Origin of the sequence: Neorhizobium sp. DAR64862/K0K3 (assembly GCF_050500185.1) — a bacterium.
GTDB classification, from domain to species: Bacteria; Pseudomonadota; Alphaproteobacteria; order Rhizobiales; family Rhizobiaceae; genus Neorhizobium; species Neorhizobium soli.
On the sequence record NZ_CP191449.1, the window covers coordinates 2,385,995 to 2,410,730 of the forward strand.

Annotated in this window: 26 protein-coding genes; 13 read left to right on the forward strand and 13 right to left on the reverse strand. The window is 61.7% G+C overall.

Annotated elements, in window-relative coordinates; all coding sequences use genetic code 11:
* Position 1: 1 nt before the first annotated feature.
* Positions 2-448, forward strand: coding sequence for a DoxX family protein (locus ACQY1L_RS11665; RefSeq protein WP_113165584.1), 447 nt, complete (start codon positions 2-4; stop codon positions 446-448).
* A 71-nt stretch (positions 449-519) separates the two neighbouring features.
* Here the strand turns inward: ACQY1L_RS11665 and ACQY1L_RS11670 are convergent, their stop codons facing one another.
* From ACQY1L_RS11670 to hisS, 4 genes are all read right to left on the reverse strand, one after another.
* A complete protein-coding gene (locus tag ACQY1L_RS11670; protein ID WP_062579301.1) occupies positions 520-1,137 on the reverse strand; it encodes a class I SAM-dependent DNA methyltransferase in 618 nt (205 codons plus the stop codon).
* On the reverse strand, positions 1,137-1,832 hold the full coding sequence (gene hisG, locus ACQY1L_RS11675; protein WP_430240958.1) for an ATP phosphoribosyltransferase: 696 nt from the start codon (positions 1,830-1,832) through the stop codon (positions 1,137-1,139). The genes ACQY1L_RS11670 and hisG overlap by 1 nt, the downstream gene beginning before the upstream one ends.
* The gene (locus ACQY1L_RS11680; RefSeq protein ID WP_430240959.1) at positions 1,832-2,947 is read right to left on the reverse strand and encodes an ATP phosphoribosyltransferase regulatory subunit; all 1,116 of its coding nucleotides are present in this window, start codon (positions 2,945-2,947) and stop codon (positions 1,832-1,834) included. The genes hisG and ACQY1L_RS11680 overlap by 1 nt, the downstream gene beginning before the upstream one ends.
* A gap of 199 nt (positions 2,948-3,146) precedes the next feature.
* Positions 3,147-4,667, reverse strand: coding sequence for a histidine--tRNA ligase (gene hisS / locus ACQY1L_RS11685; protein ID WP_430240960.1), 1,521 nt, complete (start codon positions 4,665-4,667; stop codon positions 3,147-3,149).
* Positions 4,668-4,814: 147 nt separating this feature from the next.
* Between hisS and relB the strand changes: the two genes are divergently transcribed.
* Genes relB through ACQY1L_RS11705 form a run of 4 tightly spaced genes read left to right on the forward strand, consistent with a single transcriptional unit; the run spans position 4,815 to position 7,013 of the window.
* On the forward strand, positions 4,815-5,048 hold the full coding sequence (relB, locus tag ACQY1L_RS11690; RefSeq protein WP_192076477.1) for a type II toxin-antitoxin system RelB family antitoxin: 234 nt from the start codon (positions 4,815-4,817) through the stop codon (positions 5,046-5,048).
* A gap of 33 nt (positions 5,049-5,081) precedes the next feature.
* Entirely contained in the window at positions 5,082-5,834 is a 753-nt protein-coding gene (locus ACQY1L_RS11695) for a hypothetical protein (protein ID WP_430240961.1), read from the forward strand.
* A 39-nt stretch (positions 5,835-5,873) separates the two neighbouring features.
* On the forward strand, positions 5,874-6,248 hold the full coding sequence (copM, locus tag ACQY1L_RS11700) for a CopM family metallochaperone (protein ID WP_430243932.1): 375 nt from the start codon (positions 5,874-5,876) through the stop codon (positions 6,246-6,248).
* 60 nt (positions 6,249-6,308) lie between these two features.
* On the forward strand, positions 6,309-7,013 hold the full coding sequence (locus ACQY1L_RS11705) for an HAD family hydrolase (protein WP_062453728.1): 705 nt from the start codon (positions 6,309-6,311) through the stop codon (positions 7,011-7,013).
* Here the strand turns inward: ACQY1L_RS11705 and ACQY1L_RS11710 are convergent.
* The gene (locus tag ACQY1L_RS11710; protein WP_062453729.1) at positions 7,000-7,641 is read right to left on the reverse strand and encodes a DNA-3-methyladenine glycosylase I; all 642 of its coding nucleotides are present in this window, start codon (positions 7,639-7,641) and stop codon (positions 7,000-7,002) included. The genes ACQY1L_RS11705 and ACQY1L_RS11710 overlap by 14 nt on opposite strands.
* Positions 7,642-7,829: 188 nt before the next feature.
* Between ACQY1L_RS11710 and ACQY1L_RS11715 the strand changes: the two genes are divergently transcribed.
* Together ACQY1L_RS11715 and ACQY1L_RS11720 are read left to right on the forward strand one after the other, a co-directional pair.
* Positions 7,830-8,624: a L,D-transpeptidase gene (locus ACQY1L_RS11715; protein ID WP_192086988.1), complete on the forward strand. Its 795-nt coding sequence runs from the start codon at positions 7,830-7,832 to the stop codon at positions 8,622-8,624.
* A 150-nt stretch (positions 8,625-8,774) separates the two neighbouring features.
* On the forward strand, positions 8,775-9,476 hold the full coding sequence (locus tag ACQY1L_RS11720) for a L,D-transpeptidase (RefSeq protein ID WP_244473998.1): 702 nt from the start codon (positions 8,775-8,777) through the stop codon (positions 9,474-9,476).
* 205 nt (positions 9,477-9,681) lie between these two features.
* Here the strand turns inward: ACQY1L_RS11720 and glcF are convergent, their stop codons facing one another.
* The 3 genes from glcF to ACQY1L_RS11735 form a co-directional block, all read right to left on the reverse strand.
* Complete coding sequence (gene glcF / locus ACQY1L_RS11725; protein WP_430240962.1) at positions 9,682-10,998, reverse strand: glycolate oxidase subunit GlcF; 1,317 nt, start codon at positions 10,996-10,998, stop codon at positions 9,682-9,684.
* Positions 10,999-11,077: 79 nt separating this feature from the next.
* Positions 11,078-12,274, reverse strand: coding sequence for an FAD-binding protein (locus tag ACQY1L_RS11730; RefSeq protein ID WP_430240963.1), 1,197 nt, complete (start codon positions 12,272-12,274; stop codon positions 11,078-11,080).
* 40 nt (positions 12,275-12,314) lie between these two features.
* Complete coding sequence (locus ACQY1L_RS11735; protein WP_113109538.1) at positions 12,315-13,748, reverse strand: FAD-linked oxidase C-terminal domain-containing protein; 1,434 nt, start codon at positions 13,746-13,748, stop codon at positions 12,315-12,317.
* A 292-nt stretch (positions 13,749-14,040) separates the two neighbouring features.
* Between ACQY1L_RS11735 and ACQY1L_RS11740 the strand changes: the two genes are divergently transcribed.
* From ACQY1L_RS11740 to ACQY1L_RS11760, 5 genes are all read left to right on the forward strand, one after another.
* Positions 14,041-14,547 (forward strand): NUDIX hydrolase, encoded by a 507-nt coding sequence (locus ACQY1L_RS11740; RefSeq protein ID WP_174195683.1) that lies wholly within the window; start codon positions 14,041-14,043, stop codon positions 14,545-14,547.
* A 41-nt stretch (positions 14,548-14,588) separates the two neighbouring features.
* Positions 14,589-16,097: an inorganic phosphate transporter gene (locus ACQY1L_RS11745; protein ID WP_430243934.1), complete on the forward strand. Its 1,509-nt coding sequence runs from the start codon at positions 14,589-14,591 to the stop codon at positions 16,095-16,097.
* Positions 16,098-16,113: 16 nt separating this feature from the next.
* The gene (locus ACQY1L_RS11750; RefSeq protein ID WP_430240964.1) at positions 16,114-16,851 is read left to right on the forward strand and encodes a 16S rRNA (uracil(1498)-N(3))-methyltransferase; all 738 of its coding nucleotides are present in this window, start codon (positions 16,114-16,116) and stop codon (positions 16,849-16,851) included.
* 152 nt (positions 16,852-17,003) lie between these two features.
* Positions 17,004-18,377, forward strand: coding sequence for a glutamate--cysteine ligase (locus ACQY1L_RS11755; RefSeq protein ID WP_430240965.1), 1,374 nt, complete (start codon positions 17,004-17,006; stop codon positions 18,375-18,377).
* An 89-nt stretch (positions 18,378-18,466) separates the two neighbouring features.
* Positions 18,467-19,258, forward strand: a complete 792-nt coding sequence (locus ACQY1L_RS11760; protein ID WP_430240966.1) for a DUF937 domain-containing protein — start codon at positions 18,467-18,469, stop codon at positions 19,256-19,258.
* 98 nt (positions 19,259-19,356) lie between these two features.
* On the opposite strand, the gene ACQY1L_RS11765 is transcribed toward ACQY1L_RS11760, so the two are convergent.
* Positions 19,357-19,644, reverse strand: a complete 288-nt coding sequence (locus tag ACQY1L_RS11765; protein ID WP_430240967.1) for a DUF1127 domain-containing protein — start codon at positions 19,642-19,644, stop codon at positions 19,357-19,359.
* Positions 19,645-19,856: 212 nt separating this feature from the next.
* Between ACQY1L_RS11765 and ACQY1L_RS11770 the strand changes: the two genes are divergently transcribed.
* Positions 19,857-20,804 carry a LysR substrate-binding domain-containing protein gene (locus ACQY1L_RS11770; RefSeq protein WP_062580164.1) on the forward strand — a complete coding sequence of 316 codons (948 nt, stop codon included), beginning with the start codon at positions 19,857-19,859 and terminating at the stop codon, positions 20,802-20,804.
* Between the two features lie 24 nt (positions 20,805-20,828).
* Here the strand turns inward: ACQY1L_RS11770 and ACQY1L_RS11775 are convergent, their stop codons facing one another.
* From ACQY1L_RS11775 to ACQY1L_RS11790, 4 genes are all read right to left on the reverse strand, one after another.
* Entirely contained in the window at positions 20,829-21,248 is a 420-nt protein-coding gene (locus tag ACQY1L_RS11775; protein WP_062453740.1) for an MAPEG family protein, read from the reverse strand.
* Between the two features lie 84 nt (positions 21,249-21,332).
* Positions 21,333-21,704 (reverse strand): hypothetical protein, encoded by a 372-nt coding sequence (locus ACQY1L_RS11780; RefSeq protein WP_430240968.1) that lies wholly within the window; start codon positions 21,702-21,704, stop codon positions 21,333-21,335.
* A 133-nt stretch (positions 21,705-21,837) separates the two neighbouring features.
* The gene (gene guaB / locus ACQY1L_RS11785; RefSeq protein ID WP_209903243.1) at positions 21,838-23,322 is read right to left on the reverse strand and encodes an IMP dehydrogenase; all 1,485 of its coding nucleotides are present in this window, start codon (positions 23,320-23,322) and stop codon (positions 21,838-21,840) included.
* A gap of 188 nt (positions 23,323-23,510) precedes the next feature.
* Positions 23,511-24,527, reverse strand: a complete 1,017-nt coding sequence (locus ACQY1L_RS11790; protein WP_430240969.1) for an MBL fold metallo-hydrolase — start codon at positions 24,525-24,527, stop codon at positions 23,511-23,513.
* Between the last annotated feature and the right edge of the window lie 209 nt (positions 24,528-24,736).

The following is a 24,736-nucleotide window of genomic DNA, read 5'->3' on the forward strand; positions in this document are numbered from 1 at the left end:
CATGTCCAGCACCAACAACGTCATCATTCTCGTCGCACGCATTCTTCTGTCGTTCATGTTCATCTTTGCCGGCTTCGGCAAGCTGGCCGATCCTGCAGGCACTGCCGGCATGATCGCAGGCGCCGGCATGCCGGCTGCAACCGCCCTTGCCTATCTCGCCGGCCTGTTCGAATTCGTTGCCGGTCTTGCCGTTCTCGTCGGCTTCCAGACCAAGATTGCCGGCTGGGCCATCGCCCTGTTCTGCATCTTCACCGGCGTGATGTTCCATTCGGGCACCGTTGCCGTTCCCGGCTGGCCGGATGCCGCTCTCGGCTGGATCAACACGCTCAACGGCATCATGCTGATGAAGAACGTGACCCTTGCCGGCGCCTACATCCTGCTCGCTACCTACGGCCCCGGTCTCTACTCGGTCGACGCTCGCCGCGGTAAGGTCGCAATCGCTGCCTAACCTTTGAGCGTTCCCTGCCATGAAGGCCCGCCAGTCAACTGACTGGTGGGCTTTTTTTTATTATGGAATTGCTATGATGTCCGGCGGCGGATGTTCTTTGCCAGCCAGACGGTTGCGCCACCGCATTGCGGATCCTGGGCGACGCTTGCCAGCACCTCGAAGCCGTTTTTTGTAAGGAGCGCTTCGTATTCCTCCGGCGACAGGCTGGCGTGGTAAAGCGGTTCACCGCCGAACTCCCCCATCGCCTCTCCTTCGAAATGGCCGGCGGTAAACATCAGCGCCGCACCGGGGCCAGCGAGTGCTGCAAAGCGCGGGAACATGGCGCGCTGGTCCTGCGGGTTGAGGTGGAAGAAGCTGTGCCAGGCGATGATGCCATCGAACTTGGTCGGCTGGTAGAACTTGCGCATGTCGGCAACGATCCAGGCGCGGCCCGGAAACCGTTCGCGGGCAAGCCCGATCAGCGTTTCCGACGTATCGACGCCGGTGAGGCGAAGATTGCGGCGGATCAGATCTGCCGCAATCGGTTCCGCTGCACCGCAGCCGAGATCGAGCACGTGACCGCGCGGCGGCATGGTGGCCGCAAACCTGTCGAGCCACGGCCTCTCGAACAGGGTCTTGCCGCGCAGCTTGTCGAAGGCAGCTGCGTGGCGTTCGTAGAGCCCGATGATATTGGCGTCTTCGCCGGCCATCAGAGCGCGTTGCACACGGCGTCGACGATATGCGCGATGCGCGGATCGCTCTCATGCGCGGATTTGCGCGCTCTCACCAAGCAGGCCTGCGACTTCAGGATGACGCCATCCGACAGGATCTTCAGGTGGTTGGCGCGCAGTGTCGAGCCGGTCGAGGTGATATCGACGATGATATCGGCCTGGCCTGCCGCCGGTGCGCCTTCCGTGGCGCCGAGGCTTTCGACGATGCGGTAAAGCTGAATGCCGTGCTGCGACGAGAAATGCTGCTGGGTGAGCCGCCAGTATTTCGTGGCGATCTGCAACCGCCGACCGTGACGCGCGCGAAAATCGGCGGCGACATCGCCGAGATCGGCCATGGTATCGACGTCGAGCCAGATTTCCGGAACGGCGACGACCACATCCGCATGGCCGAAACCGAGGCGGGCGACGATCTCGACCTGCCGGTCCGCATCGACCAGTCCCTCGCGCACGAGATCCTCGCCGGTGACGCCGAAATCGACGGCGCCGGCGCCCAGTTCACGGGCGATCTCGGAGGCCGAGAGAAAGGCGATCTCGATATCCTCATGGCCTTCGACGCGACCGCGATAGGAGCGGTCATTGCCGACGGCGACGATGGGAAGGCCGGCGCGCTCGAAGATCGCCGAGGCGTCGTCCTTCATGCGGCCCTTGGAGGGCAAAGCGATGGTAATGGTCATCAGCGCGCCCTCGCCTGTTCGATCCGGTCGAGCCACAGCGAAAAGCCGACGGCCGGAATATCGTCGACGGCGCCGAGCAGCGTCAGCAGCCGATCGAAGCGACCGCCGCCGACCAGAACCGCATCCGACCCCTTTTGCGTGACCTCGAAAACGAGGCCGGTGTAATAATCGAGCGGACGACCGAAGGCGGCACGGTATGTGATGCGCGACGGGTCCATGCCGAGATCCTGAAGCGCTGCAACGCGGGCTTCGAATTCGCCAAGCGCATGGCCGAAGGACAGGCCTGCGGCATCGGCAAAACCGGCAAGAGCGGCGGCTGCCTCCGAAAGTGGCAGTTCCAGCGACAGGAACTCGCTTAAGAGAAGAAGTGCTGCGCCATCCAGCCGGGTTTCGGCGAGCGCCAGCTTTTCCGTCAACCGTGCGGCAATCTCGCGCGGCGAGCGGCTGGCATTGGTGGAATAGCCGGTGTCCTGCATGGTCTGGTCGATATGGTCGATCAGCGCCGCCTCGTCCTGTTTCAGGAGATCGGCAAGCTCGGGCGACAGGCCGGCGACGGGCTGCGGGGTGGCGAGTGTCAGCAGCAGTTGCTTGAGAAGCGCGGTATTGCCGAAGGCCTGGATCAGCCGCTTCTGCCAGCCGAGTGGCAGGCCGAGCGAGCGCACGACCGCTTCGAACACGGTCTGATCGCCGAGCGTGATCGTGAGGGCGCGGCCGGGCAACAGGCCCGCGATGATTTCGACCGCATCGGTGACGGCACGGGCATCGGCGCTTGCGACGTTCTTTTCGCCGAGATCCTCGATGCCGGCCTGGTAGAATTCGTTGTCGCCATCACGACGCTGGCGAAACACTTCGCCGAGATAGCAATAGCGCCGCGGCGTGCCGGTGGCGGTCTCGATATGGCGCAGGCAGACGGGAATGGTGAATTCCGGCCGCAGACACAGGCTTTCGCCCCGCTCGCTTTCGGTGAGGAAGATGCGACGGCGCAGATCCTCGCCGGCCATGTCGAGAAACGGTGCTGCCGGCTGGATCACCGGCGTATCGATGCGGGCCGCACCGCGACCGGCAAATTCATCGAGCAGGCGACCGGAGAAATCGGGCATGTTGATCAGCGGCATGGGACGGCTCCTGCGATCGGGGAAAAAGTCCCCCTCTGGGCTGCCGCCCATCTCCCCCACAAGGGGGGAGAAGACTTGTGGCGGTCGCCGATCTCAACAGAGAGGTGCAGCGGGACATCCGACGCCGGCGTCACGCACCAACGCGCTCCCTCCCCCTTGTGGGGAGGGTTGGGGAGGGGAAAAGCCACCGTCACAGACATCATTCGCCCTTTGCCCGCCTGCGGTCTTCGGCCTGGGCTGCAAGGATTTCCTGCACCTTCGCGACGAGATCGGCTTCTGAGACCGTATCCTGGGCGACGCGGGCTTCGCGCCATTCGGCATTGTCGGTGATCTCGCCGGAGAGGCGCTTGCCCTCGAACAGGTCCTTCAACTGCACGACACCTTCTGCGCGCTCGTCGCCGCCCTGGATGACGGCGATCGGGCAGCCGCGGCGGTCGGCATATTTCAGCTGGTTGCCGAATTTCTTCCAGTTGCCCTGGTACATTTCGGCGCGAATGCCGGCTTGGCGGAGATCCTGCGTGAATTTCTGGTAGCGTCCCATGCTCTCGACATCACCATCCATGACGGTGACGAGGACGGGTGCGACCACCTCATCCTGGCCGAGCTTGCCAAGGTTCTTCAGCGCCGTCAGCAGCCGCGAGACGCCGATGGAGAAACCGGTGGCCGGCACCGGCTGGCCCATGAAGCGCGACACGAGACCATCGTAACGACCACCGCCGCCCACGGACCCGAACACGACCTTTTCGCCTTTATCATTTGTGACGTCGAAGGTGAGTTCGGCTTCGAAGACCGGGCCGGTGTAGTATTCGAGGCCGCGGACGACGGAGGGGTCGATCTTGATACGATCGGGGCCGTAACCGGCACCTGTTGCCAGCGCGCCGATGATGTTCAGTTCCTCAACGCCCTCGCTGCCCCTGGCTGTTCCAGCAACCAGTTCGCCGAGTTCAGCCGCGCTTTCCGCGTAATCCTTGATGCCAACGAAGAAGAGAACCTTTTCGATCTGTTCCTCGCCAAGTCCCGCACCCTTGGTGAAGTCGCCACTCTCATCCTTGCGGCCGGCACCCAGCAACAGAGCAACGCCCTCAGAGCCGAACTTGTCGAGCTTATCGATGGCGCGCAGCACGTTCAGCCGCTGGCCGGCCTTGTCGTCGCCACCGAGGCCGATCGCCTCCATGACGCCATCCAGAACCTTGCGGTTGTTTACCCGGATCACGTAATCGCCGCGCTTGATACCCAGCGCTTCCATCGTGTCGGCCATCATCATGCACATTTCGGCATCGGCCTGGACGCCGGGTGCGCCGACCGTATCGGCGTCGAACTGCATGAACTGGCGGAAACGGCCGGGGCCGGGCTTTTCGTTGCGGAACACGTAGCCGGCGCGGTAGGTGCGGAACGGCAGCTGGATCTCGTTGAAGTTTTCCGCGACATGGCGGGCGAGCGGCGCGGTCAGATCGTAGCGCAGCGACATCCACTGTTCGTCATCGTCCTGCAGCGAGAAGACGCCTTCGTTGGGACGGTCGCTGTCGGGCAGGAACTTGCCGAGCGCATCGGTATATTCAAACAGCGGCGTCTCGAGCGGATCGAAGCCGTAGCGTTCGTAGACCTCGCGGATTTTTCCGACCATCTCGTTGGTGGCGTGGATATCGGCGCTCGAACGATCGACAAAGCCGCGCGGCAGGCGGGCCTTCAGTTTCTGGGGCTTCTTTTGTTTGTCGCTCATGATCGATATTCCATTGCCTTCGGGCCTTCGGGAAAGGCCGGATTAGTGTGCGGTTTCTTAGAGGATGACAGCCGGAGCGGCAAGGGCGGCGGCTGGCGATCAGGCCAGAGCAGTGGTATATATTGCGCCACCACAGGGGTTACGGCCATGGACAAGCGCGTCACGATCGAAATCCCGCAACCGATGCATCGCCTCTTGAGGCGCTATGCCGATCTGCATGGCTTTGATACCGACGCATATATTGCTCAGGTTCTCCACAAGCATCTCGAAGATCTCCACGATGCTGCCGTCGCTGAAGCGTATCTTGAAGAAGTCCGAAATGGCAAATCAGGCACGTATTCGATGGAACAACTCGAACGCGAGCTTGGCCTGAATGGTTGACAGAACTGGCAGCCAGGCCTCTATCGCTCACCCATGATCCTCGAAGCGCTTCATTACACCGCGACCCTGCCGGTCACGCCAGCCGAATTCCGGCCGTTTATCCGGTCCTCAGTCAACCTCTGGTCGCGGGCCAATCGATGCTCTGCGGCCTGGGCGCCGCATGAGGAGAATTGCAAGGCGTTCATTCGCGAGACTGTTGCGGACATGAAGCAGCGGCGGACCGTCGTCGTGCTTGGCTCCGGTCTGTTGCGCGACGTGCCGATCGAGGATTTGGCGAAGGGTTTCGATACGGTCGTTCTGGTCGATCTGGTGCATCTCGCCTCCGTGCGGCTGCGGATGCTTGCGCGCAGATACCGGAATGTGCGGCTGATTTCGCGCAATCTCTCCGGTCTCGACAAGGCGCTTGCCGGCGCGGTGCCGGAGCCTTTGGCGTTCCTGCGGCAGGTGCCGTATCTCGATCTGGTCGTCTCGGCGAACATCCTGTCTCAGATCGGCGTCGGTGCGAGGCGGCAGCTTGAGGAGATGAGGCACCCGGAGCCGGATGCCATCGTTGCCAAGCTTGTCAGCGCGCATCTGGACGGGATCTCCGCCCTGCCCTGCCGCCAGATCCTGTTGACCGATACCGCCTATAGAATTGTCGATCGGCAGGGAGAGGTTCTGGAGACAACGAATCTTCTGGCCGGCGTTACGCCGCCGCAGGCGGTCCGAGCCTGGTCCTGGCCGGTCGCGCCCTATGGCGAACTTGGCCGGGAGTATCAGGCTGTCCATGATGTGATCGCGCGGTAGCTTGATTTGCGCGAAGCTGCGTTTTAGCTTTGGTGCATGATGACACGCACGCTCCCCATCGCCGCCGCCGTTCTTGCCCTTTCCTTCAGCCTGGCCGTTGCGCAGGACATGAAGGGGCATGACCATTCCTCGACAAAGCCGCAGGGACAGACGGACACAAGCCCGTCTACGAAGGCTTACAAGGATGCGGCTGCAAAAATGCACAGCGACATGTCGCTGAACTATTCCGGCGATGCAGATGTCGATTTCGCGCGCGGCATGATCGCTCACCACCAGGGCGCGATCGACATGGCCAAGGTCGAGCTGGAACACGGCAAGGACCCTGACCTGCGCAAGCTGGCTGAAGAGATCATCAAGGCGCAGGAAAAGGAAATTGCCGAGATGGAGGCATGGCTGAAGGCGAAGGGACAGTAAGCTTAGAAGCTTGTCCAACGTCGCATCCTTCCGTATCTTGACGGTCTGGAGGCTGGTGACATGCGCCCGATTACCGCAATCGGTTTTGATGCCGACGACACGCTCTGGCAGAACGAACAATACTACCGCCTGACGGAACGGCACTTCCAAAAGCTGCTTGGTGATTTTGGCGATGGCGCCGATATTTCCGCGCGACTGCTGGAGGCCGAGAAGCGCAATCTCGGATATTATGGTTTCGGCATAAAGGGCTTTACCCTGTCGATGATCGAAACCGCGATCGAAGTGACGGACGGCAACGTACCATCCCGCACCATCGGCGAAATCCTCGATATCGGCCGGGAGCTGCTGCGCCACCCGGTCGAGGCGCTGCCGCATGTGGAAGAAACGCTAAGATCGCTGAACGGCCATTATCTGCTGGTGCTGATTACCAAGGGCGACCTGTTCGACCAGGAACGCAAGCTGGCACAATCGGGCCTCGGTGATTTCTTCGACGCGGTGGAGATCGTTTCGGACAAGACTGCCACCACCTATCGGCGCATTTTCCAAAAATTGGCCGACGGGCCTGAAAGGGCGATGATGGTGGGCAACTCGCTCAAGTCGGATATCGTGCCGGCCATCGCCGCGGGATCCTGGGGCGTTTACGTGCCGCATGCCCTGACCTGGGTCCTGGAACATGTGGACGCGCCGACCGAAGCGCCGCGTTTCCGCAAGATCGAGAACCTTGGCGAGTTGCAGCGGGTCCTTACCGAAGTCATGGCCGTTTGAAATTCAGCCGTGCCTGCGCGACCTCCGGCTGGCAGAAACAGCCCTCGAAATGATCGTTGACGAGGCCCATGGCCTGCATGAAGGCATAGACGGTTGTCGGGCCAACGAAGGTCCAGCCGCGCTTCTTGAGCACCTTGGACAGTGTGACGGAGACTGGCGTCGTGGGGTTGGCGCACAGCGTGGCGAGATCCATGATCGCGGGTCGGTCTTCCTCGCGAGGTTCGAAACTCCAGAAGAATTTGGCGAGGGTGCCAAACTCATCGCGCATCTCGACGGCGCGCTTGGCATTGTTGATGGTGGACACGATCTTGCCGCGATGGCGGATGATGCCCGCATCGAGCACCAGTCGTTCGACATCGTCTGGACCGAACTGCGCCACGGTGTCGAAATCGAAGCCTGCGAAGGCTGCGCGGAAATTCTCGCGCTTGCGCAGGATCGTCAGCCACGAGAGACCGGACTGGAAGCCTTCGAGGCAGATCTTTTCGAACAGCCTGATATCGTCGGCCATCGGCCGGCCCCATTCCTCGTCATGATAGCGGCGGTAGTCTTCGAGACCGCCGTGCCAGAAGCAGCGGCCCTTCCCATCTTCGCTCGTGATGATGCCGGCCACTTGCTTCTCCCAAACCATGACAATCCAATCCTTAACGTCAGTCTGACAGGTCTTCAGCTTGCGGCAACCATGTTTACACACGGGCCGGTAACCCTGCCTAAAGCTTTATGCGAATTCCAGCGCCGAACACCCCACCCGTTTACCAAACGCTTTGACGTGCCATTCACCATGGCCGCCAGATCCGTAAACGAGTGGACGTGGAACCGATGACGACGAAGACCCTGCTTCTGGCCCTAGGCCTGACGACCGCGCTTTGCAACACAGCTTTGGCAAACGACCGCTACGGCGACCGCCCGCCGGTCATCGTCAGCCCGGATCTTGCCGCCCCGTGGGTGATGCAGCTTGCCGGACCGAATGGACGATCGGCAGCAACCGTGCGCCAATATCGCCAGCCGCAGAACGACCGGCAGCAGACCGCACAGCCGCGGGTGATATACCGCGAGCAGGCCCAGCCGCGGCCGGTGCGCCGTGGCATATTCGATCGCGGTCAGCCGAGAGCGCAACAGGTCGCCATGCGGCCCAACGCGCCGGCACGCAGCCGCATCGATCCGCAGTTCCTGCCGCAGATGGTGGCCTATGACACCAAGGAAAAGCCGGGCACGCTCGTCATCGATACGAACAACCGCTTCCTCTATCTTGTCATGGCGGATGGCCAGGCCCGGCGCTACGGCGTCGGCGTCGGCAAGCCGGGCTTCGAATGGGCCGGCGAACACAAGGTGACCCGCAAGGCCGAATGGCCGAGCTGGATCCCGCCGCAGGAAATGATCAGCCGCGAGGCCGCCAAGGGCCACTATCTTCCCGCCCGCATGGACGGCGGACCGGAAAACCCGCTCGGCGCCCGTGCCCTCTATCTCGGCTCTACGCTCTACCGCATCCACGGCACCAACGCGCCCTGGACGATCGGCAGCGCCGTCTCCTCCGGCTGTATCCGCATGCGCAACGAGGACGTGACAGACCTCTACGGTCGTGTTGATGTCGGCACCAAAGTCATCGTGATGTAAGCGCCACCGCGGCTGCTGTGGCCATATGGCCACGGTGGCTTCGGCGATCGTTGAGCGCCCGTGTATATTCACCTCGTCTCATCTTGCCGCGGGCGATGGGTCGGGACATGTTTTCCTGCAGTTCAAGACGAAAATACCAAGGGGGTAAGGATGAAATCGGGTAAAATGCTGTTTGCCGTGGCCGGCATGATGGTTTCGATTCTGGCAGTGGATGCTTCGACCCACGCAGCCTCAGCGCAGAGCTCCAGTTCGGCGCGGCCGCAGACGACCGCCAGCGACGTGGCGCCTTCGGTGCGCAACCGCACGGTGCCGGAGAAATTCCAGCGCCGGAAGGTTCGGTTCGCCACCAATGAAGCGCCGGGCACGATCATCGTCGATACGAACAACAAGTTTCTCTACTACGTCGAGGGCAACAACCGCGCTACCCGTTACGGGATCGGCGTCGGTCGCGAAGGCTTCGGCTGGTCGGGCGTGGTTTCGATCGGCCGCAAGTCGGAATGGCCGACCTGGACGCCCCCTGCCGAAATGCGCGCCCGTGAGGCCCGCCGCGGCATCAAGCTGCCCGTCGTCATGCAGGGCGGCCCAGAAAACCCGCTCGGCGCCCGCGCCATGTATCTCTACAAGGGCGGCCGTGACACGATCTTCCGCATCCACGGCACCAACCAGCCCTGGACGATCGGCCTCAACCTCTCGTCCGGCTGCATCCGCATGATGAACAAGGATGTCGAGCATCTTTACGCGCGCGCTGCTGTCGGCTCCAAGGTCGTGGTCATCGGCCCCGGCAGCAAACCGGGCGATGTCGCCTTCGAAGACCGCGGCCTCGACATTTTCCGCACCATCTTCGGCGGCTGATTGTTAGGCATCTCTTCTCGCATTCCTGTGCGCGTCACAGGAATGCGGTCGGTCTAGGTTAACGGACCGAAGAGATTCTTCCGCATCGCGGACGCGACGCTGCTCACTCCCTGTGACAAGCACAGGGATGAGGGTGGAGAGTGGGCGGTGCCGGCGGCAATCAGACGACGATGTCGCCTTTCAGGGTAAGATCGGCCGGCCTCGCCTAGACGAGTGCCTTTGCCTTTCTCGCGAGCTTTGCCGGTTCGGGCCCGCCATAGGCCCAGTCCAGCAGTTCCACCGTGTGGACGATCGGGATGGCTGTTCCAGACGCGATCTGGGTGATGCAGCCGATATTGCCTGTTGCGATCACGTCCGGCTTCGTCGCTTCGATATTCCTGACCTTGCGCGCCTTCAACTGGCCTGAAATTTCCGGCTGCAGAATATTGTAGGTCCCGGCCGATCCGCAGCAGAGGTGGCCTTCTGCGGGATCGCGGACGGTAAAGCCTGCGGCCTTCAGAAGCTGCTTTGGTGCTGCGACGATCTTCTGGCCGTGCTGCATCGAACAGGCAGAATGATAGGTGACGGTGAGCTTTTTCGGCTCCAGCTTGGCAAGATCAAGCGTGAACAGGTATTCGGTAATGTCCTTTGCGAGCGCCGAGACTGTTGCTGCCTTGTCCGCATAGGCCGGATCGAGCCGCAGCATGTGGCCGTAATCCTTGATCGTGGTGCCGCAGCCGGACGTGGTGATGATGATTGCATCGAGACCGCCCGTTTCGATTTCGCGGGTCCAGACATCGACATTGCTGCGGGCGAAATCGAGTGCCTGTTCCTCGCGCCCCATGTGATGCACAAGAGCGCCGCAGCAGCCTTCGCCTTGCGGGCTCACGACCTCGACGCCGAGGCGCGACAGCAGCCTGTGGGTCGCGGCATTGATGCCAGGATCGAGCACCGGCTGGGCGCAACCCGACAGGATCGCCACCCGCCCGCGGCGTTCCGGTTGCGGCATCTGCGATATCGCGGGGGCTGATCCGGCCGGTGGGGCGGCTCTCGGCGCGAGCTCCAGCATGGCTGCGAGGGGCCGAAGCGGCTTGATGCGCTTCAACAGCGGGCCGAAGGGCCGGCCGAGCCTTGCCAGCGACAATGCCGTCCTGAACCGTTCCGGATAGGGAAGGACCGCGGCCAGCAGGCTGCGGATCAGCCGGTCGGCAAGCGGCCGGCGATAGGTGTTTTCGATATGGATGCGGGCGTGATCGACCAGATGCATGTAGTCGACGCCGGAGGGACAGGTGGTGACGCAGGAGAGGCAGGACAGACAGCGATCGATATGGGTGACGACCTGCTCATCGGCTGCCCGATCGTTTTCCAGCATGTCCTTGATGAGATAGATGCGGCCACGCGGACTGTCGAGCTCGTCGCCCAGCGTCACATAGGTGGGACAGGTGGCGGTGCAGAAGCCGCAATGAACACAGCGGCGCAGGATCTTTTCGGACTCCGCCACATGCGGATCGAGCAGTTGTTCGGGGGTGAAGGAGGTCTGCATCAGTACGCTTCTTCCCTGTCAACTTGGCCCCGCCTGCCGCAAGCGGCCCAGGACCGCGATACCGATAATGGTCTCATGATCACCACCCCATCTTGCCCGGCGAGAAGATCCCGGCCGGGTCGAGTTTCTGTTTGACCCGGGCCGAGAGTGCGGCCACGGCATCCGGCACCGGCTCGAATGACGGGGTCGTGGACCTAGCGGTTTTCGAGGCACGGATGAGCGTCGCATGGCCTCCCCCAAGAGCGCGGATGTAACCGCGCAGGAACTCGGCTTCGGGATCTGCCTCCATCTGCATCCAGACCAGCCCGCCCTGCCAATCGTAATAGGCATCGACGGCTGCCTCCATGCGAAGGGCGGCGACCAGCTGGCAGCCGGCCATCGGCGCCATCGAGACGCGCCAGAGGGGCCGACCGGCACCGTTGACATAGGGATGGACGTCGCGGATCTCGCGCCAGAGCGACAGGCTGTGTTCCATGCCGAGTCGGATGACGGGACCAAAGGCCTGCATCACGGCGACCAGCTTTTCGGCACGCACCGCGACGGAGGCCGCGAGGCCTTCGAGACGCAGGACGGTTGCTTCGTTCTCGGGCAAGGCGCCATCGATAAACCGGGCTCGCACGGTCTGGGGCAAATGGGCGGCACCGGACACCTCCACCGGCAGCGCCATGGCGGCCGCCATTGCCTTGGCGGCGGTCTCGTCATCGAGGCCGGAGATGACGATGGTTTCCACCGTCTGCGGCACCGGAAGGACGCGAAAGGTCACTTCCGTCAGAAATCCCAGCGTGCCGTGCGAACCGGCGAGAAGTTTGACCAGATCGAGGCCGGTAACGTTCTTCATCACCCGCCCGCCCGCGCGCAGCAGTTCGCCGCTGCCGTTGACGAACCGGATGCCGAGAAGACTGTCCCTCGCCGCCCCTGCCACGAAGCGACGCGGACCGGAGACATTGGCGGCAAACACGCCGCCGATCGTGGGCTCTCCTGACGTGCCCATGATGCCGCGGTGATCCATGGGCTCGAACGCCATCATCTGGCGGTTTGCGGCAAGGGCCGCTTCCACCTCGGCGACGGGTGTGCCGGCCTTAACGGTCATCACCATTTCGGCCGGATCGTAATCGACGATGCCGGTCAGGCCGCGTGATGACAGGGCCTCTGCGCCCTCGGTGGCATTGCCGAAGCCGGAGCGGGTGTTGCCGCCGCAGAGCGCGAACTTCCGGCCATCGGCCACGGCGCTGCGGATGACATAGGCGGCATCGGTTTCGGAATGGGGTATCAGCAAAGGACACCCACTTCAGGAATGGTGTTGGTGGGCATGAAATTCACCTGCGCCCCTCGAGCGGAAACACCTTGGACGGGTTCAGTATCCATTGCTCGTCGAAGGCTGAGCGGATTGCCATCTGCTGGTCGAGTTCGGGCTGGGTAAACTGATGCCGCATCAGGTCGCGCTTCTCGATACCGACGCCATGCTCGCCGGTGAGACAGCCTCCGGCATCGACGCAGAGCTTCAGGATCTCGTTGCCGGCTTCCTCCGCCTTCATGGCTTCTTCGGGATCGTTGGCATTGAACAGGATCAGCGGATGCATGTTGCCGTCGCCGGCGTGAAACACGTTTGCCACGCGCAGGCCGAAGCGTTCGACGATTTCGGCTGTCTTTTCCAGCACATAGGAGAGTTTGCCGAGCGGCACCGTGCCATCCATGCAGATATAGTCGGCAATGCGGCCGGTGGCGCCGAAAGCCGATTTGCGGCCTTTCCAGATCAGCGCCGCCTCGGTGGCCGACTGGCATTCGCGCACGGTCTTGACCTGATGCCTTCGGGCGATTTCGACGATATCTTTGAGCGTCGCGTCCATCTCCGCTTCCGACCCCTCCACCTCGACGATCAGGAGCGCTGCGACATCCAGCGGATAGCCGGCCTTGGCGAACGCCTCGCAGATCTCGATCGCCGGTTTGTCCATGAACTCGATCGCCACCGGAATGATGCCGGAGCCGATGATATCGGCGACGCAGGCTCCCGCCTCTTCCGAGCTATCGAACCCGAACAGGACCGGGCGCGCGCCCTCCGGTTTGGCAATCAGGCGCACCGTCGCCTCGGTGACGATGCCGAGCTGGCCTTCCGAGCCGCAGACGAGGCCGAGAAGATCGTAACCTGCGGCATCCAGATGCTTGCCGCCAAGCTCGATCACCGTGCCATCGACAAGCACCATCCGGACGCCGAGCAGGTTGTTGGTGGTGACGCCGTATTTCAGGCAGTGGGCGCCGCCGGAATTCATGCCGATATTGCCGCCGATCGTGCAGGCGAGCTGCGAACTCGGGTCCGGCGCATAGAAAAACCCGTCGATGCCGACCGTCTCCGAAATGCTGAGATTGGTGACGCCGGCCTGCACGGTGGCGGTGCGATTGCTGTAGTCCACTTCCAGCACCCGCGACATCTTGGAAAGGCCCAGAACGACCGCATCCTCCTGCGGAATGGCCCCACCCGAAAGCGAGGTTCCCGCCCCCCTTGCAACGACCGGAATGGCGTGGCGATGGCAGTATTTCATCACAGCCGCAACCTGCGCCGTGGTGCGTGGAAGGACGACGGCAAGCGGGACGCGCCGATAGGAGATGAAGGCGTCGGTCTCGAACGGTGCGAGTTCGCGTTCTTCGTGGATGAGACAGTCCGCCGGTACGAGACGGGCAAGATCGGTCACGATGTTATCCCGCCGCGACAGGACGGACGCGCGTGGCGGCAGGAAAGCGATTGCCTCGGCCATGGCCTCCTCCTCAGAACGCGTGGCTTTCTCTATCTCGTTACAGCGTATGCCATGACGGTGTCGCACATCAACTCGAATGCGGGTTGCCCACGCATAAACCACAGATCCGCTCTCGACATTATCAGCGTACAAAGCGCGGTCCGCGCAAAATAGACGTTGACGCAACAGTAGCCGGCTTCAGAATGGAGAATGCGCCTTTAGAGATGATTCTCCTAAAATAATCCTCTTTTGCTCGTTAAGCCCGGCGCAAGCATTATATTAGCAACATACATTTTTTGGAGGCGTTTCGAAATTGGGCTTGATGGACCGACTGACCGGCAATCTTCGTTTGATGCTGCAGCGCCCTGCGCGACAGCAGTATGCCGCGTTGTGCTATCGTCTGACGAAGAAGCGGACGCAGCTGGAAGTTCTGGTCGCCACAAGCCGCGATACGGGGCGTTGGGTCATTCCCAAGGGATGGCCGATGAAGGACAAGAAGGCGCATCAGGTAGCCGAACGCGAGGCTTACGAGGAAGTGGGCGTCAAGGGTAAGGTCGAGAAGGACGCGCTTGGCTTTTTCCACTACCGCAAGACCCTCGACAGCGGCCTGAAAGTGCTGGTGCGCGTGCAGGTTCACGCACTGGAAGTTGCCGATTGCCTGAAGAATTTTCCGGAAAAAGGATCCCGGAAGCTGGAATGGGTCTCCTGCGAGGAAGCGGCCAACCGCGTCAACGAGCCGGAACTGAAAATTCTCTTCCTGCGGTTTGCCGAAAAAATGGATCCGCTTCGTTCAACGGTGCCGATCAAGGCCGCAGGCTGACAGTCCGCTCGACCAACCAAAATCGTATACTGGAATAAATGATGGGCCAAACGCGGCCGCGTCTGGCCAAGCCGACGCTCGACAAGGATCTTGAAAAGCTCTCCTCGGTGGAAGATGCCGCGCGGCAGACGTCGCGCGGGCTTGCAGCACCCGGTGCAGCGCTGTTGTTCATCGTGCTGGTGGCGATCTTTGCCGCTTCCTATGTGACCGGACATCCGGGTGCTGTGGTGGTGATCGCGGCCTCTGCGCTTGCGGCCTACATGGCGATGAATATCGGCGCCAACGACGTTACCAACAATATCGGTGCCGCGGTCGGCGCGCGCGCGATGACGATGGCGTTCGGCCTGGCGTTGGCGGCAGTGTTCGAAATTGCCGGCGCGGTGATTGCGGGCGGCAGCGTTGCCGGTACGATCGCCAACAACATCATGCGTGCCGGTGTGATCACCGATCCGAACGTGATGATCTGGGCGATGATGGCGGCACTGCTTTCCGCAGCCGTGCTGATCAATGTCGCGACATGGCTCGGCGCGCCGATCTCCACCACCCATTCGATCGTCGGCAGCGTGATGGGTGCAGGCATCGCGGCGGCCGGTTTTTCGGCCATCAACTGGGCGACCGTCGGCGGCATTACCGCAAGCTGGGTCCTGTCGCCGCTCCTTGGTGCCGCGATTGCGGCCGGCCTGCTGTTCCTGATCAAGGAAACCATCATCTACCGCGAGGACAAGATCGCTTCTGCCCGCACATGGGTTCCGATCCTGATCGGCCTGATGGCGGGCGCCTTTGCGGGCTACCTCTCGCTTGTCGGTCTTGGGCAGTTGGTAACGGTGTCAAAACTGACCGCGACCGCCATCACGCTGATCACGGGTCTTGCCGTCTGGCGACTGGTCATCCCTGTCATTGCCAGACAGTCGCGCGGACTGGAGAACCGCAACCAGTCGCTGCGCAAGCTGTTTCGCATTCCGCTGGTGTTCGCGGCGGCGCTGATGTCGTTTGCGCATGGGGCGAATGACGTGTCGAACGCGATTGGTCCGCTGGCAGCGATCGTTGCGGCAGCGCAACGCGGCGGCGTGTCCGGTTCCGTCGGCATACCGCTGTGGGAACTGGTGATCGGCGGGCTCGGTATTTCGCTCGGGCTTTTGCTCTACGGGCCGAAACTGGTGCGGCTGGTCGGCGCCGAAATCACCAAGCTCAATCCGATGCGCGCCTATTGCGTATCATCTTCGACGGCGCTGACGGTGATCGTCGCGTCCTGGGTCGGTCTGCCGGTTTCCTCTACCCATATTGCCGTCGGTGCCGTGTTCGGCGTCGGGTTTTTCCGCGAATGGTACACGCGCCATTCACGCCGCCGTTACGAGTATATGCGGGTCAGGGCCGGCAAGGATCCAGATGTCGGTCAGGAGCACGAGCACGACGAGAACGAGGTGAAACGCCGTTTTCTGGTGCGCCGCTCGCATTTCCTGTCGATCATCGCCGCCTGGATGATTACGCTGCCCGCATCGGCTGCGCTTTCCGCGCTGGTCGCGACGGTTATCTTCGCGCTGTTCGTCTGAGTTTTGAGAGTTTTCCATGCGTGCCAATTTCCGGATACAGCGCCTGTTCATCGACGCACCGCTTGCCAAGGCAGAGCACCAGGAGGTGGGAGCGGAGCATTTCAACTATCTCGCCAATGTGCTGCGCCTGACTGAGGGTGCCGAGATCCTGGCGTTCAACGGGCGCGACGGCGAATGGCTGGCGAAACTCATCTTTCCGAGCCGCAAGAAGATCGCGCTTGAGCCGATCGAGCAGGTGCGCCCGCAGCCGCCGGCACCGGACCTGCATTACCTGTTTGCGCCGCTGAAGGTGGGACGGCTGGACTATCTCGTGCAAAAAGCGGTCGAAATGGGCGCCGGCACGCTTCAGCCCGTCATGACGCAGCACGTGCAGGGCAAGATCACCAGCATGGAACGGCTGCAGGCGAACGTGATCGAAGCTGCCGAACAGTGCGGCATATTGTCAGTCCCGCAGGTCCTTTCGCCCAAGAAACTCGGCGATGTCCTCGACCACTGGCCGTCCGACCGGCGTATCATTTTCTGCGACGAGGGCGATGAGGGACAGAACCCGCTGACGATCCTGTCGACGATCGAGGAGACCAAGCTGGCGCTGCTGGTTGGCCCGGAAGGCGGGTTTTCCGAAGAAGAACGGGCGCGTCTGCGTTCGCTGCCATTCGTCAGTGCCATTCCGCTCGGACCGCGTATCCTGAGGGCCGATACCGCAGCGGTTGCAGCACTTGCCGTGGTCCAGGCTTCGATCGGCGACTGGCGTTAGACACCCCTTCAACCGGCGCGACAGATTTGACACACAGCTGCCTCTTTTTCTAAACCAGCGTTGAAAGAAATTCACTTGCACCGCACATCATTCCGGTCCAATCAGCCGGACGTTCGCTCTCTAAATACGGCACTCCGAACAAGGTAGTTTTCATGGCCCGCGACACCACCGACCAGACCCCGCTTTCTTCGGTGGCCGAGCTTTCCAGCTACATGGCCGAGGGACCGCGTCCGAAGGAAAAATTCCGGATCGGGACCGAGCACGAAAAGTTCGTCTTCTTCAAAGCCGATCATTCGCCCGTGCCCTATGCCGGTGACGCCAGCATTTCCGCGCTGCTGAATGGCATGCAGGAACGGCTGGGCTGGGAGCCGATCACCGATGGCGGCAACATCATCGGGCTTGGCGAACAATCTGGCATGGGCGCGATCTCGATCGAGCCCGGCGGCCAGTTCGAGCTTTCGGGCGCGCCTCTGGAGACGCTGCACGAGGTGGCGACCGAGGCCGAGCAGCATATCGCTCTCGTCAAGGAGATTGCCGAGCCGATGGGCATCGGCTTCCTCGGCATTGGCGGCAGCCCCAAATGGACGCGCGAAGAAACGCCGCGCATGCCGAAATCCCGTTACGACATCATGACCCGCTTCATGCCGAAGGTCGGCAGCAAGGGTTTGGACATGATGTACCGCACCTGCACGATCCAGGTGAACCTCGACTTCTCGTCCGAGGAAGACATGGCCGCGAAGATGCGGGTGTCGATGAAGCTGCAGTCGATCGCGACCGCGCTGTTTGCGGCATCGCCGTTTACCGAGGGAAAGCCGAACGGACTATCCTCCTGGCGGGGCGACATCTGGCGCGACACCGACAACAGCCGCTCCGGCGTGCTGCCCTTCGTGTTCAACTCCGATTTCGGCTATGCCGACTACGCAGAGTGGGCGCTCGACGTGCCGATGTATTTCATCGTGCGCAACGGCAAGTATCACGACTGTACCAGCATCACCTTCCGGCAGTTCATGGACGGCGCGCTGAAGGGCACGGTCGACGACTGGCAGCCGACGATGGGCGACTGGATCAACCATCTTTCGACGCTGTTCCCGGATGTGCGGCTGAAGAAGTTCCTGGAAATGCGCGGTGCCGACGGCGGTCCGCTCGATCGCATCTCGGCGCTTCCCGCCTTCTGGGTCGGTCTTCTCTATGACGACACGGCGCTTGCGGATGCGCAGGAACTGACGAAAGACTGGACCTTCGAAGACGTCGTCCAGATGCGCGATACCGTTCCATCAAAGGGGCTTTCAGCCGAGATCCGTGGCGTGTCGGTTCTCGACATCGCCCGCGAGACCGTGCTGATCTCCAAGGCCGGCCTCAAGGCCCGCGCGCGCAAGAATGCTGAGGGCGACGACGAGACGATTTTCCTTCGTCCGCTGGAAGAAATTCTGGTGAAGAAGGCAACGCTTGCCGACGAAATGCTGGCGCTGTTCAACGGGCGCTGGGAAGGCTCGGTCGAGCCGGCGTTCAAGGACTACGCTTACTGAAACCCGCATCCGAGTGGCCCGATAATCCGCTTTGAGGCTCTGCCTTTCCGGCTATAATGGGGCAATCACCCGTGCCGGAAGGGATGCCCATGCTGCCATTGTTCGACATGATGATGAAGGCCGGAGGCGGCCAGGGCGGCGGCGCATCCATGGAGGCCTTCGCCAAGCAGTTCGGTCTTGCCCAGGAGCAGGTCTCGGAAGCGATGGCGGCGCTGATGCCTGCCTTTTCCTCCGGTTTCAAGCGCAAGGCTGCCAACCCTTACGACCTTTCTGACCTGATGAGCACCGTGTTTTCCGGCGCCTATGGCAAATATTTCGAGGATATGGGCAAGGCTTTCACGCCGCAGGGCACAGCCGACGGCAATGCCGTTCTGGAGAAGGTGTTCGGCTCAAAAGAGGTGTCCCGTGCAGTCGCCGCGCAGGTGGAGAAGTTTACCGGCATCGGCCAGGACATCATCGAGAAGATGATGCCTGGCATGGCCAATACGCTGATGGGCGGCTTCTTCAAACAGTTTACAGGGCAGATGGGGGCGCCTTTCGCGACCCAGTTTCCGGCCGGCGGCGATACGTTCGGCCCGGCGCTGGAGACGATGCAGAAGCAGTGGATGACCGCGATGGGTTTTGACAAGGCGGCACCGAATCCGGACGCGACGAGCAATCCCTTGGACAATCCCTTTGCACAGGCGATGCGGGCGATGTGGGGCCTGGAAAAGCCAGAGCAGCCGCAGCCTTCCGCCACCGCTCCGGGCGCTGCCCAAACCTATGCGGATCTCGTCAACCGGATGTTCGACAGCGGAGTCGAGGCGAACAAAGGCTACCAGAAGAGCCTGGAGACGATGTTCGACGGTTACTTCGGCACTGGAAAAGCGGCCAAGCCCTGAACGAAAAAGTCACTTGAACGAAAAAGCCCGGCGCGGATAAACCGGCCGGGCAAAGGCAGGGCTATTGGCAATCGCCCTGCGGGGAAACTTGAGGCTCGCTAGAGCCGCTTGAAGCGTGTACGCGCATGCTCGCGGGCGGCACGCGTCAGAAGCCGTGACGGGTCATCCAGAACGCCCGAACGATCGAGCGCCTTCACCACATCGTGGCGGGTAATGCCGATATCTTCGAGCTGGTAGTCGTCGAGGTCGTGAAGCGAATTGGCCTGAAGACGATTTCGAAGAGCGCGCCATACGGATTTCGTTCGAAGCATGATCTGCGCTGCGAAGCGGGTCTTCGCTGCTGCAGGGTAAAGCTTCAATTCGGTTCCGTAGTTGGTCGTGCTCATCGGATCATCCTTTCGTAAGGCACGGAGAGGCTCACCCCTTCCACAACGGCTTTGCGGAAAGGTTGCCCTTTGTGAAGGCATCCGGGAGGAGGCCTTCGCTGGTTCTGATTTTGCATCGTGTTTATGCGGGAAAATCTATTGATCAGTCCAACGAATGTTTCTAATGATATGCATCAATCGCTCTTATGAATGACGTTCATCTGGAGGCCTGCATGTCCGCACCGCTCGACATCGATCAGCTACACACGTTCATCGCCATCATCGACACCGGCAGTTTCACCAAGGCGGCCGATCGGGTGTTCAAGACCCAGTCGGCGGTGTCCATGCAGATGCGCCGGCTGGAAGAACGGATCGGCAAGCAGCTGTTTGCCAAGGACGGGCGCGGCAACCGGGTGACGGCCGAGGGCGAAAAGCTGATGAATTACGCAAGGCGCATCATCAGGCTCAACAACGAGGCGATCGCCGCCTTCGACGACAACCGCCTGGAAGGTTCGATCCGGATCGGCACGCCGGACGATTACGCGGACCGCTACATGCCCGAGATCATCGGACGATTTGCGAAGACGCATCCCAATGTGGAGCTCTATATCGTCTGCGAACCCTCGGTCAGCCTTGCCGAGAAGATGGCGCGCGGAGAGCTGGATATCGCGCTGGTCACGCACAACCCGCGGCAGCGGATCTCCGACGTGGTTCGCACCGAGCCTTTGTGCTGGGTGGGTTCAGCCAACCACACGCTGAAGGACGACGCGCCGGTGCCGCTTGCGGTCGGTCGGCGTGACTGCCTCTGGCGCCAGCTTTCCTGTTCGGCGCTGGATGCGTCAGGCCGCGAATATCAGGTCCTGTTTACGAGCTGGTCGTCGACCGTCGTTGCGGCGGCCGTGCTTGCGGGGATGGCTGTTTCCGTGCTGCCGGAATCGGCGCTGCGGCCCGGCATGAAGGTTCTAACGGCTGCCGACGGTTTTCCGCCGCTGCCACCCGTGCAGATCGGCCTGATGAAGCGGCCGGGGGTCTCACCGTCGCTGATGAACGCCATCACCGACCATATCACCGCCTGCCTCGACAATATCTCGCCGGCCGTGGTGCCTGACGATCTCGATGCCGACACCAAGGCATTTCCGCGCATGGTGCGTTCGCGCGGTTCGGTGATGCCCGGCTGGTAATGCAGACAATAACGCCGCCTGCCCTCAGTTGAGGGCAAGCCACACGGCCTGCCAGACCCAGAGCGCGCCGAGCGTGAAAAAGCCCAGCATAAACAGCGGCCGGCGATAGCGCAGGCGATTGCTGGTCACATGCACATAGGCATGGGCATAGCGGGAGGCGACGAAGAGCCAGGAGAGCGCCACCGTGCCCCAGTTGTCTGCGGTCGATGCATAAAGCACCAGGCAGACGACGTGAAACAGCACCGGCAGTTCAAACTGGTTCTTGATGTTGTTGTGGACCAGCAGGCTTTCCGCCGGTTCCTGCAGGTTCTCGCGAAACTGCGCTACCTCGACGCGGCCGGACCTTACGGCGGCAACGCGTTTCTTCGACAGCATCCAGTAGAGACAGAAGACGAGCGCGACATGCGCGATCATCGGCCAGAGCGTTGCATTGGTGGAAAGCATTGATCCTCCTGTCGTCATAAGAATGCATAGACGAAGGAAAGGCCGCCGACAACGGGCCGACGGCCCTCCTTACACAGACTTGGACTACCGCGGCGTCAGGGTTTCGGTGCCGGATCCGTCCTGGCCGGAAATCGTCCAGGCACCTTCCAGCACGCCATCATCGCGTACCTCGTAGACGACGAGGCCGACTTCGCCATCCAGCACGTAACCTGCGGCAAAAGCGTTCTCATAGAGCATGCAGATGCCGTTCGACGTAGCCTTCTTGCCCGAACCCGTCTTCCAGACGATGGCACAGGTCGTCTCGCTGGTCAGCTTGATGGTGGCGGTGCCGTCATAGGCGGATCCGTCGAGATTGGTGCCCTCAACCGTGTACGCGCCGGCCTTGACGGTCTGCGCCTGGGCAGGCGCAATGAGAGCGGCGCCCAGAAGCACCGCAGCAAGAACTGTTCTCTTCACGAAAGTCTCCCCTTAAGTCGATCTCTATCGACGACGAGAAGATATCAAAATTTGTGCTGGCGGATACTGGGGGCACGAAATAAAAAGGGCCGGGCTACTATGCCCGGCCCTGTTGTTTTGGACGTCGCTACGTTCAGGCCCCGGAGCCCGGATAGTTCGGGCTTTCGCGGGTGATCGTCACGTCATGCGGATGGCTTTCGCGCAGGCCAGCACCGGAGATGCGAACGAAGGTCGCCTTTTCCTGGAAGTCCTTGATGTCCTTGCCGCCCACATAGCCCATGGCAGCTTTCAGGCCGCCTGCGAGCTGATGGATGACGCCGGAAACCGGACCCTTGTAGGGAACCTGGCCTTCGATGCCTTCCGGCACCAGCTTCAACGTGTCGCGGACTTCGGCCTGGAAGTAACGGTCGGCGGAACCGCGGGCCATGGCACCGACGGAACCCATGCCGCGATAGGCTTTGAACGAGCGGCCCTGGTAGAGATAGACTTCGCCCGGGCTTTCATCGGTGCCGGCGAGCAGCGAGCCGATCATCACGGCCGACGCGCCGGATGCGATCGCCTTGGCGACGTCGCCGGAGAACTTGATGCCGCCATCGGCAATGACCGGAATGTCCTGCGCCTGCGCTGCTTCGACCGCCGACATAATGGCGGCGAGCTGGGGAACGCCGACGCCCGCAACGATACGCGTGGTGCAGATGGAGCCAGGGCCGATACCGACCTTGACGGCGTCTGCGCCCGCATCGATCAACGCCTTGGTGCCGCTTGCGGTGGCAACGTTGCCGGCCATGACGCGGACGTGGTTGGACAGCTTCTTGACGCGGGTGACGGCTTCGAGAACGCGGGCCGAATGGCCATGCGCGGTATCAACGACCAGAAGGTCGACGCCGGCTTCGATCAGCCGCTCGGCACGCTCAAAACCATCCTCGCCGACGCCGATCGCAGCAGCGGCGCGCAGGCGGCCCTGCATGTCCTTGGAGGCATGCGGGTTGAGCTGCGACTTTTCGATATCCTTGACGGTAATGAGACCGACGCAGCGGCCTTCGCCATCGATGACGAGCAGCTTTTCGATGCGGTTGGTATGCAGCAGGCGCTTGGCCTCCTGCTGGTCGACGTTTTCCTTGACGGTGATGAGGCCCTGATGGGTCATCAGCTCGTGGATCTTCTGGGCCGGATCCGAGGCAAAGCGCACGTCGCGGTTGGTTAGGATGCCGACCAGACGGCCAGACGCTTCGACGACCGGAATGCCGGAGATGTGGAAGGTCTTCATCAAGGCCAGCGCGTCGGCAAGCGTCGCATCCGGGCCGATCGTGACCGGGTTGACGACCATGCCGCTTTCGAACTTCTTGACCTGGCGAACCTGTTCGGCCTGCTCGACCGGCGTCAGGTTCTTGTGGATGACGCCAAGACCGCCGGCCTGCGCCATCGCGATGGCGAGACGACTTTCGGTGACGGTATCCATCGCAGACGAGATGATCGGAATGTTCAGCTCGAAATCAGTGGCAATACGCGTGGCGACGCTGGTCTGGCCCGGCAGAACTTCGGAATGCCCCGGCTGCAGCAGGACGTCATCGAATGTGAGGGCGTCGAGACCGGTCGGCGTTTCTATAATACGAGCCATTGCCAATTCCTTCGATCTTAAAAAATGCGGGACCGCTCAGGACCGTGAATACGTCCCGACGTTCCGGCAACAATTGCTTGGAAGTTGGCGAGGGCTGGTAACACGATAATGACAGGAAGGGAACATTTAAAACCCGGAGGCAGGCCCTCCGGGTTTGCATAGCTGTGAATTTACCGCGTCAATATTCGTCAGATATCGAACTGGTAGCTCTTGGGGACGAAGCGGTAGCCGGTTTCCTGCTTTTCGGCGTAGCCGACGGCGGGGAATGGCATGTGGTAGCCGAGGAAGGCGACCTTGTCGGTGGCGATCATGTCGAACACGCGCTTGCGGGTTGCGACGGCCTTTGCCTTGTCCATGTCGAACCTGACCTCCCACTCCGGGCGCTGCAGAGACAGCACAAAATGGTTGGCGGTATCGGCCGTGAGGACCAGGCGCTTGCCCTGCGATTCCACGTTGAAGATCATCATGCCGGGCGTGTGGCCGGCTGCGAGCATGCCGGTGATGCCGGGTGCGACTTCGCCGCCCTCTCCGATAAAGGTCATCTTGTCCGCCAGAGGCTTCACATTGGCGAGCACTGCCTTCTGATTGCCTTCAGCGGGCGTTCCGGCGCGGGCGCCGTCGACCCAGAAATCATATTCCGTCTGACCGGTGATATAGGTCGCCTTGGGGAAAGCCGGCTTGCCGTCTTCCATCAGGCCGCCGATATGGTCGCCGTGAAGATGGGTCAGGACCACTTTCGTGACATCGCCCGGCATATAGCCGGCAGACGCCATGCCTTCGACCAGACGGCCGGCACCCATGGCATGACCTGACTGGCCGAAGCCCGTATCGAACAGGATGACGTCGCTGCCGGTATCAATGAGCGTCGGGGAAAAGCCGTTGACGAACTGATCGGTCGGCAGAAAGTTGTCTGCGAGAAGCGCGCTGACGGTCTCGGCCGACTGGTTGGTTCCAAACGTCTCGTTCGGAGTGCCGGAGGCGCGGGAACCATCCTTCACCACGAGAACATCGAAGCTACCGAGCTTGAATTTGTGAATGTCGGGAGGGGTTACGCGATCGATTGCCAATTTCTTCTCCTGTGCCAGCGCTTTGCTGCTCATCAGCGCCTGGCCACTCCATATAGCCGGCGCCGCGAGGACGGCCAGTCCGGCACTTCCCAGCAGCGTGCGGCGTTCCATGCCCTTTGGTTCGTCCTTGAACGTCATGATCTCATCCCTCCGTTTGAAAGCTTTCGGGGGTGCACTGAAAATGCCCAAGCCCCGCACACGAATAGATAACAGGCGACAGGCAAAGGGAAACAAGCCTCACGCAGACGTGACATGGTCTCCCGGAAATTGACATTGTGCAATTGGCTTCATGCCGGAACAGGTCTAGAGCGGGGACGTTGAAGTGCGTCGCGTATCGCAGGCCCTCC

Bases quoted from the DNA above. Each gene is read 5' to 3' on its own strand.
- ACQY1L_RS11665 (WP_113165584.1), top strand. From the start codon at position 2: ATGTCCAGCACCAACAACGTCATCATTCTCGTCGCACGCATTCTTCTG.
- ACQY1L_RS11670 (WP_062579301.1), bottom strand. From the start codon at position 1,137: ATGGCCGGCGAAGACGCCAATATCATCGGGCTCTACGAACGCCACGCA.
- hisG (WP_430240958.1), bottom strand. From the start codon at position 1,832: ATGACCATTACCATCGCTTTGCCCTCCAAGGGCCGCATGAAGGACGAC.
- ACQY1L_RS11680 (WP_430240959.1), bottom strand. From the start codon at position 2,947: ATGCCGCTGATCAACATGCCCGATTTCTCCGGTCGCCTGCTCGATGAA.
- hisS (WP_430240960.1), bottom strand. From the start codon at position 4,667: ATGAGCGACAAACAAAAGAAGCCCCAGAAACTGAAGGCCCGCCTGCCG.
- relB (WP_192076477.1), top strand. From the start codon at position 4,815: ATGGACAAGCGCGTCACGATCGAAATCCCGCAACCGATGCATCGCCTC.
- ACQY1L_RS11695 (WP_430240961.1), top strand. From the start codon at position 5,082: ATGATCCTCGAAGCGCTTCATTACACCGCGACCCTGCCGGTCACGCCA.
- copM (WP_430243932.1), top strand. From the start codon at position 5,874: ATGACACGCACGCTCCCCATCGCCGCCGCCGTTCTTGCCCTTTCCTTC.
- ACQY1L_RS11705 (WP_062453728.1), top strand. From the start codon at position 6,309: ATGCGCCCGATTACCGCAATCGGTTTTGATGCCGACGACACGCTCTGG.
- ACQY1L_RS11710 (WP_062453729.1), bottom strand. From the start codon at position 7,641: ATGGTTTGGGAGAAGCAAGTGGCCGGCATCATCACGAGCGAAGATGGG.
- ACQY1L_RS11715 (WP_192086988.1), top strand. From the start codon at position 7,830: ATGACGACGAAGACCCTGCTTCTGGCCCTAGGCCTGACGACCGCGCTT.
- ACQY1L_RS11720 (WP_244473998.1), top strand. From the start codon at position 8,775: ATGAAATCGGGTAAAATGCTGTTTGCCGTGGCCGGCATGATGGTTTCG.
- glcF (WP_430240962.1), bottom strand. From the start codon at position 10,998: ATGCAGACCTCCTTCACCCCCGAACAACTGCTCGATCCGCATGTGGCG.
- ACQY1L_RS11735 (WP_113109538.1), bottom strand. From the start codon at position 13,748: ATGGCCGAGGCAATCGCTTTCCTGCCGCCACGCGCGTCCGTCCTGTCG.
- ACQY1L_RS11745 (WP_430243934.1), top strand. From the start codon at position 14,589: ATGGGCCAAACGCGGCCGCGTCTGGCCAAGCCGACGCTCGACAAGGAT.
- ACQY1L_RS11750 (WP_430240964.1), top strand. From the start codon at position 16,114: ATGCGTGCCAATTTCCGGATACAGCGCCTGTTCATCGACGCACCGCTT.
- ACQY1L_RS11755 (WP_430240965.1), top strand. From the start codon at position 17,004: ATGGCCCGCGACACCACCGACCAGACCCCGCTTTCTTCGGTGGCCGAG.
- ACQY1L_RS11760 (WP_430240966.1), top strand. From the start codon at position 18,467: ATGCTGCCATTGTTCGACATGATGATGAAGGCCGGAGGCGGCCAGGGC.
- ACQY1L_RS11765 (WP_430240967.1), bottom strand. From the start codon at position 19,644: ATGAGCACGACCAACTACGGAACCGAATTGAAGCTTTACCCTGCAGCA.
- ACQY1L_RS11770 (WP_062580164.1), top strand. From the start codon at position 19,857: ATGTCCGCACCGCTCGACATCGATCAGCTACACACGTTCATCGCCATC.
- ACQY1L_RS11775 (WP_062453740.1), bottom strand. From the start codon at position 21,248: ATGCTTTCCACCAATGCAACGCTCTGGCCGATGATCGCGCATGTCGCG.
- guaB (WP_209903243.1), bottom strand. From the start codon at position 23,322: ATGGCTCGTATTATAGAAACGCCGACCGGTCTCGACGCCCTCACATTC.
- ACQY1L_RS11790 (WP_430240969.1), bottom strand. From the start codon at position 24,527: ATGACGTTCAAGGACGAACCAAAGGGCATGGAACGCCGCACGCTGCTG.